At 43.8% G+C, this 15,353-nt stretch carries 13 protein-coding genes; 3 read left to right on the top strand and 10 right to left on the bottom strand.

Going from position 1 to position 15,353, the window contains the following annotated elements:
• Nucleotides 1-4: 4 nt before the first annotated feature.
• Nucleotides 5-868 (top strand): DUF7714 family protein, encoded by an 864-nt coding sequence (locus BM008_RS13400; protein WP_091938074.1) that lies wholly within the window; start codon nt 5-7, stop codon nt 866-868.
• Nucleotides 865-1,863: an isocitrate/isopropylmalate dehydrogenase family protein gene (locus tag BM008_RS13395; protein WP_091937881.1), complete on the top strand. Its 999-nt coding sequence runs from the start codon at nt 865-867 to the stop codon at nt 1,861-1,863. The genes BM008_RS13400 and BM008_RS13395 overlap by 4 nt, the downstream gene beginning before the upstream one ends.
• Before the next feature lie 41 nt (nt 1,864-1,904).
• Here the strand turns inward: BM008_RS13395 and flaJ are convergent, their stop codons facing one another.
• The 6 genes from flaJ to BM008_RS13365 all read right to left on the bottom strand — a co-directional run bounded on the left by flaJ (nt 1,905) and on the right by BM008_RS13365 (nt 8,265).
• Nucleotides 1,905-3,560, bottom strand: coding sequence for an archaellar assembly protein FlaJ (flaJ, locus tag BM008_RS13390; protein WP_091937879.1), 1,656 nt, complete (start codon nt 3,558-3,560; stop codon nt 1,905-1,907).
• Nucleotides 3,561-3,569: 9 nt separating this feature from the next.
• Nucleotides 3,570-5,225 carry a type II/IV secretion system ATPase subunit gene (locus BM008_RS13385; protein ID WP_091937877.1) on the bottom strand — a complete coding sequence of 552 codons (1,656 nt, stop codon included), beginning with the start codon at nt 5,223-5,225 and terminating at the stop codon, nt 3,570-3,572.
• A 17-nt stretch (nt 5,226-5,242) separates the two neighbouring features.
• Nucleotides 5,243-5,938 carry an archaellum protein ArlH gene (locus tag BM008_RS13380; RefSeq protein ID WP_091937875.1) on the bottom strand — a complete coding sequence of 232 codons (696 nt, stop codon included), beginning with the start codon at nt 5,936-5,938 and terminating at the stop codon, nt 5,243-5,245.
• 13 nt (nt 5,939-5,951) lie between these two features.
• On the bottom strand, nt 5,952-6,458 hold the full coding sequence (locus BM008_RS13375) for an archaellum stator protein ArlG (RefSeq protein WP_091937873.1): 507 nt from the start codon (nt 6,456-6,458) through the stop codon (nt 5,952-5,954).
• Between the two features lie 75 nt (nt 6,459-6,533).
• On the bottom strand, nt 6,534-6,965 hold the full coding sequence (locus BM008_RS13370; protein WP_091937871.1) for an archaellum stator protein ArlF: 432 nt from the start codon (nt 6,963-6,965) through the stop codon (nt 6,534-6,536).
• Nucleotides 6,955-8,265, bottom strand: coding sequence for a FlaD/FlaE family flagellar protein (locus BM008_RS13365; RefSeq protein WP_091937869.1), 1,311 nt, complete (start codon nt 8,263-8,265; stop codon nt 6,955-6,957). Before BM008_RS13365 ends, BM008_RS13370 begins: the two co-directional genes overlap by 11 nt.
• 177 nt (nt 8,266-8,442) lie before the next feature.
• Between BM008_RS13365 and BM008_RS13360 the strand changes: the two genes are divergently transcribed.
• Complete coding sequence (locus BM008_RS13360; RefSeq protein ID WP_245748050.1) at nt 8,443-9,462, top strand: methyltransferase domain-containing protein; 1,020 nt, start codon at nt 8,443-8,445, stop codon at nt 9,460-9,462.
• Here the strand turns inward: BM008_RS13360 and BM008_RS13355 are convergent.
• The 4 genes from BM008_RS13355 to alaS form a co-directional block, all read right to left on the bottom strand.
• Nucleotides 9,456-9,830: a response regulator transcription factor gene (locus BM008_RS13355; protein WP_091937865.1), complete on the bottom strand. Its 375-nt coding sequence runs from the start codon at nt 9,828-9,830 to the stop codon at nt 9,456-9,458. The two genes, BM008_RS13360 and BM008_RS13355, sit on opposite strands and share 7 nt — an antisense overlap.
• Before the next feature lie 69 nt (nt 9,831-9,899).
• Nucleotides 9,900-10,955 carry a response regulator gene (locus BM008_RS13350; RefSeq protein WP_091937863.1) on the bottom strand — a complete coding sequence of 352 codons (1,056 nt, stop codon included), beginning with the start codon at nt 10,953-10,955 and terminating at the stop codon, nt 9,900-9,902.
• 96 nt (nt 10,956-11,051) lie between these two features.
• Entirely contained in the window at nt 11,052-12,392 is a 1,341-nt protein-coding gene (gvpD, locus tag BM008_RS13345; RefSeq protein WP_091937861.1) for a gas vesicle protein GvpD P-loop domain-containing protein, read from the bottom strand.
• 25 nt (nt 12,393-12,417) lie between these two features.
• Nucleotides 12,418-15,192, bottom strand: coding sequence for an alanine--tRNA ligase (gene alaS, locus BM008_RS13340; RefSeq protein ID WP_091937859.1), 2,775 nt, complete (start codon nt 15,190-15,192; stop codon nt 12,418-12,420).
• Nucleotides 15,193-15,353: the final 161 nt, after the last annotated feature.

The following is a 15,353-nucleotide window of genomic DNA, read 5'->3' as shown; positions in this document are numbered from 1 at the left end:
GAGCATGATATTTCCCGATGAATACAAATATGTAGGCCATAGCAGGCATCTTCCTGATGACAACGATAAGCGCATCTATTTCCTTACAAAATACCTCATTGTCGAAAATTGTGATAGAGATAGTTATTCGCTTTATGAAGTAGTTCATGAGGGCGATGATCTACTGAGAGATGTGGTATCCTTAAAAGAGCTGGCCTCCGGGCGAGAGGTCGTTCACTACGATAAAGAGCTTAATATAAAGAACAGGGCACTTCTCATTGAGATCGCAACTGATCTCTGCAAGGGTAAGGTCAATACTGTGATATTCACAGGCATAGACAAGCACCTGACCTTTGTACACAGACCGGATATTGAAGCTATCCTTGATATCGAGATCGTCGATGTAGTACCGCCTGAGCCATCATGGCTTTCAAGCGTTGTACGCAGACTGGAAGAAAGCGGCATATTCGGCGACCTGACCATCAAATTCACAGATAACCTGACCGATCTCAGAAGGTTCGAAGGAGATAACACGGTTTTCCCATGTTCATCCTCGGGACTCAAAGGAAAGTGTCTTGATTGCGACATTATCGAAGATGACGGGGCTTTGCTTGTAGGATGTGAGATATCCAAGAGCCTTTTTGAGTCACGTTTCCCCGGACTTGAGTATTCATTTGTAAACATCTGTCCATTCAAATCGGACATATTCAAACCATCCAGACCATTCATCACGAGGTGCTGCCGTTCTGAGAAATCCGGCATTGTTACTATCAATGGGATACGTGGAGCAGTGGTCCACTGGGGTGCATCTGAATTCGATGTTACCAGGGCGATCTGGGACCTTGTAGCAGACATAAGAGAAAGAGATGAAAAAGAGGCACTATCATGAAACTTGCAGTTGTAGAAGGCGATGGCATTGGAAAAGAAGTGATCCCTGCAGCAGTAGAGATACTTGATGCCTTTGAGATGGATATTGAAAAAGTACCTGTGGAACTGGGATATGGTAAATGGGAGAGGACAGGTTCTGCAATAACCGATGAGGATATAGAAACATTGAAAGAATGTGATTGTGTGCTCTTTGGTGCAGTGACAACACCACCTGACCCCAATTATAAGAGTGTACTTCTTACTATCCGCAAAGAACTGGATATGTACGCCAATATCCGACCTATACGTCCCTTACCCTCAGTTAAAGGTATTCATGAGCGTAATGACTTTAATTTTATCATTGTGAGAGAGAACACCGAAGGTCTGTACTCCGGCATAGAGGAAATAGGAGATGAAGTTTCCACCACAAAGAGGGTTATCACAAGAAAAGGGGCCAAACGGATAGCTGATTACGCCTGCAAGCTTGCAAACAACAGGATGAAGAAGCTGACAATAGTCCACAAGTCAAATGTAATGAAGTCAGACAAACTCTTCCTGGATGTTTGCAGGGAGACTGCAACTGATACAGGGATCGTTCATCGTGACGAACTTGTTGACTCATTCGCCTATAACCTTATCACATCACCATGGAACTACGATGTTATTGTTACAACTAACCTATTTGGAGATATCCTGAGCGATATGTCAGGAGCACTGGTTGGAGGACTGGGGCTTCTTCCAAGCGCCAATATTGGTGATAAGTACGCCTTCTTTGAACCGGTACATGGAAGCGCACCGGATATTGCAGGTCAGAACAAGGCAAACCCCCTCGCCACCATCCTGAGCCTCAAGATGCTCCTTGAGTGGCATGGAGATATTGCTGAAGCGGCCATATTAGAGGAAGCTATAGACTCTGCACTGAACATGGGTATCTGTACACCTGATCTTGGTGGAAAGTACACTACATCAGAAGTTGGCAATATCATTGCAAAATATATCAGAACAAGACTTGAATAAAAAGCCATATCAGCTTTTTATAGTCCTTTTTTTCTTTTGTGCTAAGCCAGACCCAATAGTGAGGATACTCCAGCCATTGTGACAACTGCACTTGCTCCTGATATCCATACCATGATAACAAAGTCTGTGGTAGCACTCAGCATGTGCCCTCCATCGACTATACGAATTAGAAGCGCGGACATGAGAGAGTGACCTACCATGATGGCCAGGACCATGTTTGAAAGTGTATCAATGCTACCTACATTTGTGTACAGGATCATTCCCATTGACATACCGGCAGGCATCTCAACAGATGTGAACATTTCCTGCATCAGTCCCACCACACCAAGTGAGATATACATGGTAAAACCAATACCACCTGTCAGACCATAGAGGACACCTACAAGACTACCTGAGGACTGGGACCTTTTCTTCCTGAGAGTTACGATCCTGTGGAAATTTGTGGCTATGATGTCACCTATGACCTCTGGTTGCCCACCCAGATTGGTTGCCTGTACGAACATACCGGAGAAACGCTGTATAAGGTTACTTCCCGTATTTGCTGCAAAATATTCCCATGAACTGAACTTATTGATCCTTGTAACAAGCATCTTGTACAGATTGTTCACATCTTTGGTCAAAGGACCGAAGTCGTGTGCCCTCAAAGCCTTGAGAGCGTCATCGATCACACCACCCCTTGCACCTGCAGAACTTCCAAGAGAACGGATGAATGCAGGGAAATTCTCATCCTTCCTTCGGATAGCCTTCTCTATCTGCCTGGAAACATGACCTGTATACATAAGCGGCGTGAGCACCATTGCAACAGCGATCGATGTTTCGATCTTGCCGTATAGTAATACAATAATGAGAACAACAATACAACCTGCAATAGAAATAGGAATTGAGCGATATAATTTTAATTTATTCTCAGTGACGTTCTTAGAATGGCTCCATGCCGGGTCCTTTGGTATCTTGCTCTTTGTGAACATCAGCATTACAAGATCGGTCACCAGGAATATGAGCACGACAACACCCATTAGAAGCTCTGCATTCATGCCCGTGATAACAGGCATTATGACAGCAAATGATGCCATGAATATCAGGGACATTATCAGGGATACGAAGAGTTCTTTGATGACCTCAACAGTATAAAGAGCACCATTGTACATGGCCTCATATTCATTCATTACAACGTTCTGCTCTGCGAAAAGGAAGGTCTTGACATCTTCTCCGGACTGCAGTGCATGGGCGAACCTGTCAAGAAAATCCTCAAATATAATAGAAGGTGTCCTTTTTGATGTGAACCGACATGCATCTGCAAGACTCAGATGCCATACAGTAACAAGATCATATATCTTCCTGGTCTCCTCTGCAAGTTCCTGATAGTCCTCATTCTCAGAAACGATACGTATGATATCGATCCTCGGAGTTTCTGCTGTTGCGATCGATCCCATCTGGGTAATGTAATAGTGCATATTGTTGTCTATTCTGGATGCTTTGCCAGCAAGTATGGACAACGGATATGAAAGTGCAAAGGCTACACATACAATTGGTATCAATACAGGCACAAGCTTCGTAGTACCTGTAAAAAGTGTAGGGAGTACGGCAAACAGTAGTATAGAAAAGATAAAACCAAATGCTATGATAGGTATGGCGAATTTTCGGGCATAATCCTTAGGCTCCATGCCAAGATTCTTGAATGCCTTCTCATAGCTCATAAAACTCACCTAAATAGTAAAGGGAAGTCCGTCCACACCATGTTTGTAGAAGTTGACCACGATCTCCAGGACATCATAATAGTCCTCGATACCTCTTGAACGCATCTCTTCCAGTATCTTTGCCCTGAGGAAGAGATCCTGATAGATCATCCTCTTATCCTCGTAACCAAGCTTTGAAGCGATCTTGTCCTCGAGAATATAACTGTTATTGAGACCACGGAACTTATGGGTATCACTATCAGGTTCCCATATGAATACAGCTCTTGTGGCAACTCCGCCTATCTCCTCATAATAACCTTCGATCTCTTCTATGGCAAGTGCACGCCGCAGGAACTTACCTTTACGATAGACAGCGGAAAGGATCATGGCAATGTTCAGGTTATCAATAAAGGTCACAGGTACGTTGATAGGGTCTGCTGTCAGGCGCTGGATCATCTTTGACACGGCAGATGCGTGGAAAGTTGCAAGTACAGGGTGACCTGTTTGCATACCCTGGAAAGCAACGTTACCTTCAGCTCCTCGTATTTCACCTACAATGATATAGTTAGGTCTGGAACGCAGAGCAGCCTTTAGAAGTGCAAATGTATCTACCCTGGATTCCGGAGGACCTTCCTCACGAGTGATCAGTTGCTGCCATACAGGCTGTGGTGGCTGAACCTCGGCTGTGTCCTCTGCAGAGAATACCTTTGCCTTAGGGTTGACAAAAGCAAGACATGCATTGAGCATTGTGGTCTTGCCGCTTGCGGTCTCACCACTGAAGAAGATACTCATACCGTTCTCAAGACACATCCACATGTAAGCTGCCATTTCCGCATCTAGTGCACCCCAGTTGATAAGCTGGATAATACTTACAGGAACCTCACTGAACTTACGCATGGTGAAACTGCTACCACGCTTACTGACATCTATGGGGTAGATGATGTTAATACGTGAACCATCAGGAAGTGCACCATCGGCAATTGGCCTGGCATCACTCACAGGACGACCGATACGTTCACTCATACTACGCAGCCAGTCGTCAAGACCTTGCTCATCCCCAAATGTCAGGTCTGTCTTTATGGTATCAAATATCTTGTGAACGATAAAGATATTGTCCACACCTATACTACTGATATCCTCAAGATAGGGATCCCTGATGATAGGCTCGATCGGTCCTGAGCCGATGATATTCCTTTCGACATGATACAAGATCTTGTTGTACTCTTCCTGGGTCAAAGGTACCTTTTTCTGAACAGGCATCAGTTTCTGGAGAATACTTGTCTTGCCACTGTCTTCCTCGACATTGCCACCTGCACCAACATCTACAGATGAGTTAAGCAGCTTGGTAATAAGTTCCTTAAGATCTGCCTCTGTTTCAGGAACAGGTTCACTTGATGATTTTTCAAGAATAATATCCAGAATAGTATGGTACTTTGCTTTTTCAGTGCTATTGAGTTGAGGTTCTACACCATAATACTTGATCTCTCCAAGCTCATCGCCTCCATGAAGATGAACGAATACGGGATCCCCTACTGGAAGGATAATGTTCACTTTCGAAGGGTCGATATCCTTTGAGAGACTTACCATAAAAGTTGGCTCTTCATCCCCTGTTTCCTGCATGAACTTCTTTACGTAAGTTCCAAGATGAGGGTTCCTTTGTATAGCTTTCTGAAATTCCGAATTCATATAAACTCCCTTTCAGCTCATGATACAGAAGCGATCTCTACTACCAGACCTACCTTTGGTTCTATCCTGAATCCTATCATCTGTCCTACAGGGGCCTTGGCACCGGTGAACTTGTTAACGAGAATCGTCCTCTTGACCTCACTACCAAGGGGCTTTGTCTTCAGTGAGATATACACATCGCATGATGAACGGAACATCGATGCTATGTCTTCACTCAACTGGTTAGCTTCTATTGTAAGAATGATGACCTTGCCCATTCCATTGAGCTTCTTAAAGAACGATATCAGATCAAGACTCTTTTCAGTATTGGCGCTGTATTTTATCAAAGAGGAAAGTGTATCGATAATTATCACATTCTTCTCGAAAAGCTCTTCTGCTGCCATAAGTCTCTCGATAAAATCAAAACGTGATTTTGCAGCCTGTACCAGAGGTATGACCGGGATGTATAGCAACATGCCGTTCAATAGATACGGAGCTATTGGGTAATCCATGGAATACATCTGGTTGATGAAACCTTTTGTTGTCATCTGGGTCGAAACGAAAGTAACACTAACATCGTTCTCGTTCAGGCCGAATGAGAGTCTTTGACTGATAGAGCTTTTACCTCCACCACTACCTCCTTCTATCACTACAAGTGAACCAGCTGGAAAACCGCCACCTAATTTATCGTTAAGGTCATCCCTAGGGATCGAAAATGAATTGATCTTTGCCATTTTTGCCTCTGATCTACGTTTTAAAGCTCATTGAACCGGACTTGCCATTCTCAGATGCTACAAGTACTCTGTGATCACCAGACCCCAGTGGGTTAGGAACAGTTGTCACATTGAGTGTCAGAACATCTCCTGGTCGCCACACTACATCACCGTCTACAAGACTTGTGTCAACATCGTTTGGTACAATGAGGATACCATCAACAATGACAGTGATAAATTCCGGCACTAATTCTGTTTTTCCGGTGTTCTTCGCATAGAAGGTATATTTCTGGGTAGTATTATCATAAGGGATCATCTCAGGATCGTTCACTATCGTGATATCGGTCCTCATCTGATCAGAGAGTAACCTGCTGCTTGAACTTGACGAGGACATCATTGACTGTACATCCCCTGATATAACGGCAACCACGCTGATAGCAAGAATAATGGCTGCTATGAAAAATATCATATGGGTGATAGCTGTGTCCGCAGCCGTATCCTCTAATAGGTTGTTTCTCTCTGTAGTTAGCATGAGTCTCATGTTTTTCTGCCAGTCCGGAATTCTTCGAATTTTATATTAATATATAATTGATAGTATATAAAACTGCCATTCTGATCATACAAGATATGTATCATAAGCTGAAATGCCGTTCTCGGTCACTACCTTGACCCTGTGCATACCTAAGCCGGACAGACCTGTAACGGTCAGGTTCCTTGATTCCTCAGGGGTCCAGAAATCTGCAGTTTCCGTATATGTATATGCTTGCAGGTTCCCGTCAACAAGAACATTCAACCTGTCAAAATGAAGAGTTTCGCTGCCTGTGTTAGAAACTGTCAATGTCAGATTGTAATCACTACCTGAGATGTCCGGTATTGAATCATCCACAACTATATCGGTTTGAAGTTTCATGCTCTGCATACGATATTTATCATCAGAAGCACTGTCGATCACATCATTGGAATTACTCAGCATTGTATAGGAGAACGTTCCCAGAATTATCGCAGATATAAAAAAGATGATAGCTACAACAGATAGTTCAAATCCCATAAAGTTCCTCCAGACCGTGCTTTACCTTTGCCATTTCCCTGTCTATGGAACTTAGCATGTTCCTGTCGATCTTACGTCCTGAGAGCCTTTCAATGAACAGGAGAGACTTGGTATGATCTTCTGGAAGGAGACGCCATGTGGGTTTCTCCACATAATAATCGATACCTCGTGCATAGGCCATGATCTCGGACATGACATCTTCGCTTATCCAGCCAATATCAACATAATAATCAAGTGCATCCATTAGATTGTTCCTTCCAACACGTTCCATCAGGAACTCGATCCAGTTAAGAAGAACAACGACACTTGTAGGATCTGCCTTAATGGATTCCAGACGAACCATCGGGATAACAGCCTTTTTAGGAGCAGCGGACCCAACGTGCTCAGCTTCGACCTCATCTCCATTCTCATCCACAGAGATGCCTTCTTCTTTGGTAATTACTTCTTTTGTGGACACAGGTCTCTTTTCCAGATCATCAAGCCTTGAAGTAATATTAGCTGTTGTCTCCGCAAGGTCCATTATATTCTGGTCAAGAGTGTCAGTACGAATTAATACATCCTCGGACTTTGCAGACAATTTTTCGATACTTTCATGCAGCATGACCATAGCATCTGCAAATGCATCCATCTTCGACTCAAGGTCCTGCATTCGGGATTCGACTTCTGTAGAGATACCCTGAGGCATGCTCAACTTCTGTGCATTAGAATCCATTTCGTTCTTCAGGAGAACCAGCATATCACCCATTTCGGTGAGACGGGTCTCTGTTTTCTCGAATCGCTCGATAGTTGCACGTGAACCTACATCATCGCCTACAAATGGATTTACCTGATTGGACACGATCTCATAGAGGGATAGAAGTTCAAGGACACTCTGGTCTATCTTATCTACGGTCTTCTTGACCTCCTCATTCTCTCTCTGGACCATATTGAGGGTCACATCTGCCTTTGAGAGCTTGGTCTCAACATCTTTGAGCTTTTTACGATTCTCCTCGACCATCTCATTGCTCACAGAGGACTGTTGGGCCTGTGGTGCTGAGCCTGGCGGGCCAGGAGGGGCACCCGGAGGAGCCATACCTGGCGGGAATTGAGGAGAACCACCTGCATCAGGAGCACCCATGCCAGGTGGCCCACCTGGTGGTGCCGGGGGGAAACCTGCGGATAGATCAGGAACGGAACCCAGGTCAGGTCCTTCAAGAAATGGAGGTGAACCTGAGTCGAATGGAGAGTCTGCTCCCTTTTTTTTGCCCTTCTTGGAAAGAGAAGAGGTCATCTTTTTTATCTTGTCACTAAATCCGGCCATGGTTCCACTGGTAATGATCAATAATATGAGATAGATATATCTAGATTACATCATGTATACCCTTAATAATATATATAAATTATGAATAAAATGGTGCCGGCGTTTTTTAGAGATAAATTAGAGATAAATGACCGGATGAGTTTAAATCATTTATTGGACTTTACATAACTGATCCATGTGGCACGTAAGAAAACATTCAAAACCCAAATGATATCCGACAAGGATGGCATCAGATTCGCCACCCCGGAACCTGTTGCAGAATACAGGGCAAAGAGATTGCAATGTAAAGTTATCGCAGACATCAGCTGCGGCATTGGCGGACAGGCAATATATTTCGCACAAAGATGTGATAAGGTCTATGCAGTTGAGATCGACCCAAAGAAGATAGCCTATGCAAGGAAGAATGCCAGGATAATGGGTGTCGACAACATAGAGTTCATAACAGGTGATGCACTTTCACCAGATACCATATCACAGCTTCCAGAGCTGGATGTTGTATTCTCAGACCCTGCAAGACCTCCTTCTGAAAAAGAAAGGAACATTGAGAACCTGAGCCCTTCAATACCAGAGGTTATGAAAGCTTATGCTGACAGAAGCTCGAATTTTGCATTCGAGGCACCACCTCAACTATCACCTGAAAAGATACCTTTTGACTGTGAGAAAGAGTATATGTCCCTGGATGGGAAACTTAACCGTTTGAACCTTTATTTTGGCGATCTGAAAAAAGCTGATATCTCCGCAGTAGCCCTTCCGGGAGAAGCGGTAATCAGAAAGAGCAATGTTAGTAAAGATGCAGAAAGACTCGACGATCTGAAGCGTTATGCATACGAACCTGAAGAATGTGTGACAAAGGCAGGTCTGCTGGAACAACTTGCAGCTTCCTTCAAAGAAGAGGATGGGACAGGCATATACACTATCGATGATAAGAGAACACTTATCAGTTCAGAGAAAGCTCTGCAATGCAGATTGTTCAAGAATTCCTATAAGGTCTCAAAGGTCATGGAATTCAATCTCAATGAAGTGAACAGATATCTCAGGCAGAACTCATTTGGAACAGTGATCATCAGAGCATCTATCGAACCTGAAAGATATTGGGAAGTACGTAAGGATATTGAGAATGGATTGAAGGGAGAAAGAAAAGCACATCTCTTCGTAAAGGATAATGAAGCTATAATATGTGAAGTGCCGGATCAGTGAAATTCCATTTCCAGCAATTCCTTTGTTCTTTTTATGAGCTCTTTTCTGCTGAAAGGTTTGGTGATATAATCATCAGCCTTTAACACATGCAATCCCAGCATCTTGTCGAATTCCTGGCTCTTCACTGTGAGCATGGCCACAGGTAAACGTGGCTGAAGTTCCTTTATTTTATGGAAGGTCTCCCATCCATTCATATCAGGCATCATAATATCAAGAAGAACAGCATCTGGCTTCTCTTTGTCTATTGATTCCAGACATTCAAAACCACTTTTGGCCCCGACTACCTCTATATCCTCAGAACCCAGTATAAGTTTTACAAGGTCTATGGTATCCGGTTCATCATCAACAACCATTACTTTGGGACACATGATCGATCAATTGCTCCTGAAAAGGAACTAATGGTATTAATTCTATAAATATATATTGAAGATAGATAATTATTCCTCATCCACCCATCCAAGACGTCTCATGACCATCTTTATCCTGGCCTTGACCTCTCTCTTATCAAATGGCTTGGAAATATAATCATCAATACCGAGTTCCATTCCCTTTACTTTATCCTCTATGGCAGTCTTGGCAGAGACCATGATAACAGGAATAGTGTTCGCAGACTTGCTCTTTTTGAGATGTTCCACCACCTCATACCCATCCATATCAGGCATCATTATATCAAGAAGGATAAGGTCAGGAAGCTCTTTTAATGTCAGCTCGATCGCTTCTTCACCGTTATGTGCCACAAGGAAATCATATGGCTCACTGCTAAGAGAAAGTTTCAGCAATTCCGGAATATCCGGTTCGTCATCAACTATCAGTATCTTCAGCCTGTCCCTTTTTATCCTCTTCTGTACAGGCTCGAACTCAATGGAACCATCCTCCACTGAATATCTGAAATCAAAATCCTTCAGGCCGATCTCTGTATGTATCTCACCCACGTTGGTTATCTCAATAACAACGTCAAAGAAAGAAGAGATCAGAACCTCCGTTTCAGGAGGAAGGATGTTCTTGGAAAGAATAGAAAGAAGGCTACCTTCATTTTCAGCTACTTTCTTCTCAATGAACTGAACAAAATTCTCAACTACCTGCATTGTATCGCTTGCAAGCACATTCATGTTATCCATGACAAGCAAGGAACTTGGATTGTTCAGGAAGATGTTGGATATATGCGAGGCCATCTTCGTATAATCTGCTACCGAACTACAATATAAGGTATCATCATGATGTTCCTTGCCGGGAGCATCAATATCAATGAAGAGCATACGACCTTTTGGATCAATATCGAAACCAAAGTCCTCGAACCTGCTAAGTACCTTATCTCTTGAAGCACTCAGACACAACCATACAACAGTTCTCTGCGGCTCTTCCCGTAATATTCCCGAGATGTAAAAATAGACCAGCCGCTCAATAGAACTGTCAACAGGAGCTAAGAACAAAGCATTTTTTGTGGTCAGCTCTCCCCTGAGGGTTGAAAGGATTTCCTGCGTTTGAACGTTCATTGACAAGTACCTTTTAATTTTGTTTAGTAAATATTATTAGGTTTATTTTCTTATTAATGTTTGGGAAGAAAATATACTTGCGGCAGAGATATTCGCTCATTTCATAGGGATCAGGCTAACCTGAGGATAACCGGATACAAATTCCATATGAACTGCAAAGACACCGGTCCGCGGAACAACTCCATACATAACAAGGGTCTTGTCAACGTTTTCAAATTTCCAGTGGGTTGTGGCCATATGAGCCACGGATTCTGTTATCCTTTGTCCATGCTTTGTAACTGCAAGGACAACGTTCTCAGTTGTCTTAGTAATGGATGCCATCTGCCCTATGATCGAGCCGATGTTCTCCCAACCGTAATTGTACTCCATACTGTCAAGACCGATATAATCAAGAAGTGGAGAACCATATTGCCTCAGCATTTCATTTTTGGACTTATGGAATATATCCATATCCTTGTAGACATTGCCGGAGAATGGTTCAATATATCCAGGGATGCGCCCGTTGACATCACGGATCTCAAATCCCATGAACTGGCCATGGAACCTGTCATCACCTGTGAAAGAGGAGATCATCCTTTTTTCGGTCTCGACACTTGTACCTTCTGTGGGCATGCTGAGAAGGCCACGCCCCATATTAAGGTGATTTATGAATGTTGGTAAAAGTAAACTGTAAAATGAGTCACCGACCCCGCTTGTTATCTCAAAAAGATTGAAACTGCCTTTCTGATAACCACCATCCAGGATCTTATCAAAATCAGGCATACCTGTTGAGATCTTGCTTTCGATCGGATCAGGCAGAGGCTGCGGGATCTGGGTCTGTTGTGGATATGATACCTTGAAAGGTTCAAAACTAGTGAACACACCACCATCAAGAGTGAATGGATAGCGAGACTGGGAAAGTTCCACACCACGGATCTTCAAAAGATCGATCTTCCTTATATCACGATCAGATATATCGACAATGTCAAGAAATACAACACCATCTACAAGATAGTCAAGAGAATTGACCTCTGTCTGTTCAGTGATCATTATAAGATCTGCATTGACCTTTCTGGAAAAATCGAAGAGCAGACGCTCAAGTTCGAACTTGTTCTCCTCCCAGTCAGCAGACCTTGTAGTAGCGATACTAAGAGAATCGATGGAATCTACCACAATGGTTGGTTTTGTCTCGCTGGATTCCCATATCTCTTTGATACGGGTGGCAAGCATCCTGAGGAAATCCTCGTTGTTATTGAAATCTCCCTCTATCCAGGGGTATTTACCATATCCAGAAGATTTGTCGATACGCGGAGAGATATAAACACAATTTCCTTCGGAACATATCTCATCAAGTATTCCAAATACGAAGGTTGTCTTTCCTGTTCCCGGCTTTCCCTTTACGAGAAGGGACTTGCCAAACTGGGAGGAGAAGAACTCCTTTACCTCACCGGGTATCATTTTATTCCTCTGTTAGATCACTGTATTATTTATTGATCTGTTCTTCAAGCATGCTGCGGCCAGCTTCAAGTGCCTCATCGATCTTACTGGCATCAGTACCGCCACCACGGGCCATGGCTGGTTTACCGCCACCGCCGCCACCAACTACTGCGGACATCTCCCTAACGATCTGCCCGGCATTTGCACCGGCCTTCAATGCATCCTCACCGGCGGCGCCTACGATCTTGACACCTGCAGAATCGCTTGCCAGAAGAACTACCATATTCTTGTTGGTTGTCAGCTCACCAGCGATCTTCACAAGCTCATCGATGTCAGCATTCGGGATCATTGTGGCCACAAGGCGAAGGTCACCGATACTTACAGCTTCATTTGCCATCTGCATAACATGAACATGCGCAAGATCATCCTTCAACCTCTGGTTCTCCTTCTTGAACTCTTTCCATTCTGTAAAGAAACGGTCGATAGTAGAAGGTAGATGTTCCGGCCTCACACGCAGCGCATCGGCCGCCTGAGTAAGATAGGATTCCATTTCCTGCATAGCCTTTACTGCTGCCAGACCTGCTGCATACTCTATACGTTCAACACCATCCTGGATACGTTCGGTCTTCAGCATCTTAATAGGACCGACAAGTCCGGTGCTTACGCAGTGCGTACCACCACAGGCTTCGATATCATCGGCAACTTTGAGCACACGAATGGTACTTCCTGGTGGGACACCACCCTGATAGAGACCGAAACCATATTTCTTCTCAGCCTCGACCCTGTCCATCCATTCAGCAGTGACACGCTGGTTCTCCATAACAGTGCGGTTAGCGAGGATCTCTATCTGGTTAAGCTCTTCCTGAGATATACGTTTGTAATGTGATATGTCAAGACGAGCCTTGTCCACGAACTTCTGGGCACCTGCCTGCCATACATGGTCACCAAGCACCTTACGTGCCGCATCATTGACAATATGGGTCGCAGTGTGATGACATGCATGGGACATACGACGTTCCTCGTCCACATGGCCATAGACCATATCGCCTTTCCTGATATGGAGCTCATCTTCAAGTTCTTCAATGATGTGTACGACCACACCATCCACTACCTGAACATCTATTATGTTATGGACAACATCCTCCACAGTGACAGTTCCATGGTCAGCTGGCTGCCCTCCACCTTCCGGATAGAAGAGTGTACTATCAAGTACAAGATGATTGTCAAATATATCAAGGACCACTGCCTCGAACCTCATCCTTGTAGGTTCATCGTAGAACAGTTTCTTGGTCATTGGAAGTTTAGATACTCTCCCTGAATAAGAGAACTCTTTTACAACCTTCTTTTCTGCCTTACTGTGTCCATCGGCAACAAGTGAATAGAAATTATCAGGAAGATCTACATCAACACCGACTTCAGATGCTGCCTGTTTGGATATCTCCGGTGGGATACCATGACTGTCATACATCTCAATAAGAGTGTCAAGAGGTATTTTCTCGCCTGCCTCCTTGTAGTGCTTTGCAGACTTCTGGATCATACGCTTACCACGTTCAAGTGTGTCTGCGAATTTGCGTTCTTCATGATAGAGTATGTCTTCGATGACTTCGAGCTTTTCCTGGAATTCAGGATACTCAGGAAGGTTATGAACATGCATCTTCACGATCTCAAACAGAGGGATCGTTATTCCCATATCCTTCATCATCCTCAGAGTGCGGCGAAGTACAAGTCTTGCAAGATAACCGGCCTTCACATTGGATGGGATTATACCGTCTGCAAGCATGAATGTAAGGCAGCGGGTGTGATCGGTTATGGCATAAACGCTCTCTACAGGTTCCATTATAGAAGATAACTTCTCAACGGTCGTTCCGATACTGGAAGCAACCTGTTTCCTTAGCTCGAAAAGATTGGCCTTTTCGCTCACATCCATAAGACCTGCCAGACGTGCATTCTGAGAGAGGATGTTAGCATATTCGGAATCATCAAGCTCATGTTTGACACCTGCAAGGTCCATGATCTCATTCACAATACCCGGGAACACTGCATCATATATTGTAGGTGAACCTTTTGATGCCCATACCAGTCTTTCAAGACCATAGCCAGTGTCCACAATGTAGTTGTCCATCTTGCGATAGTTCTCGCCCTTGATCACAATGTCGCCATCATCTGACTGTTCCATGTTCATGAACACAAGTGTCCCTACTTCGAGACCACCAATGAGCACCTCGACACATGGTCCGGCATTACCGCCACCTGCCCATGGTTCCTCTTTGTATGTCACGGCCATTGGATCGGCACCGAGTGAATTAAGGAACTCATCACATAGTTCCATTGTCCGGTCCTTCCAGTATATTTCGTCACCCTGCTTGTTGAAAGCATGGTGGGCCATCATTTCAAAGGTGGTCAAATGGCGACCGCTCCTACCTACAGCATCAAGATCGGACAGTCGTATACATGGCTGTGAGATCGTCAATGGATTTGCTGGAGGAGGAACCTCTCCTGAAGTGACAAAAGGCTGAAAATCAGCAATTGAAGCAATGGTCAGATATATATCATCTCTCCATCGTGCAATTACAGGATACCTTTCGAGCCTTGTATGACTCCTTTCCTCGAAGAAATTCAGGTAATATTCCCTCATTTCAGCAAGGTCGAACTTTTTCTTAAAAACAGGATTGCCAATAAAAGAGTACGGATCACATGGAGCATCCCCACATGTAGCCCTTTCAGTATCACGGGTCCAAAAGTGGCTTCCACATTTAGAACACTGTTTACGAACAAATCCGTTCTCAGAGAAAAAATCAAGCTGATACTCGTCTTCAAGCATAATTATTCCAACTGGATGATTGTTTTAGTATAATGTAAGGTAAGTCTAATTTATTCTTCCAACTATCGCATCAATGATTAAAAACGTTTCTTATCCCAGGCATATTATACACCCTCAAAGTACATTTGTAGTATATAAAACCTATTATAAATATACATGAC

Source organism: Methanolobus profundi (genome assembly GCF_900114835.1).
Classification (GTDB): Archaea; Halobacteriota; Methanosarcinia; order Methanosarcinales; family Methanosarcinaceae; genus Methanolobus; species Methanolobus profundi.
Note: the sequence above shows the minus strand (reverse complement) of the source record. Positions and strands in the feature narration are given on the sequence as shown.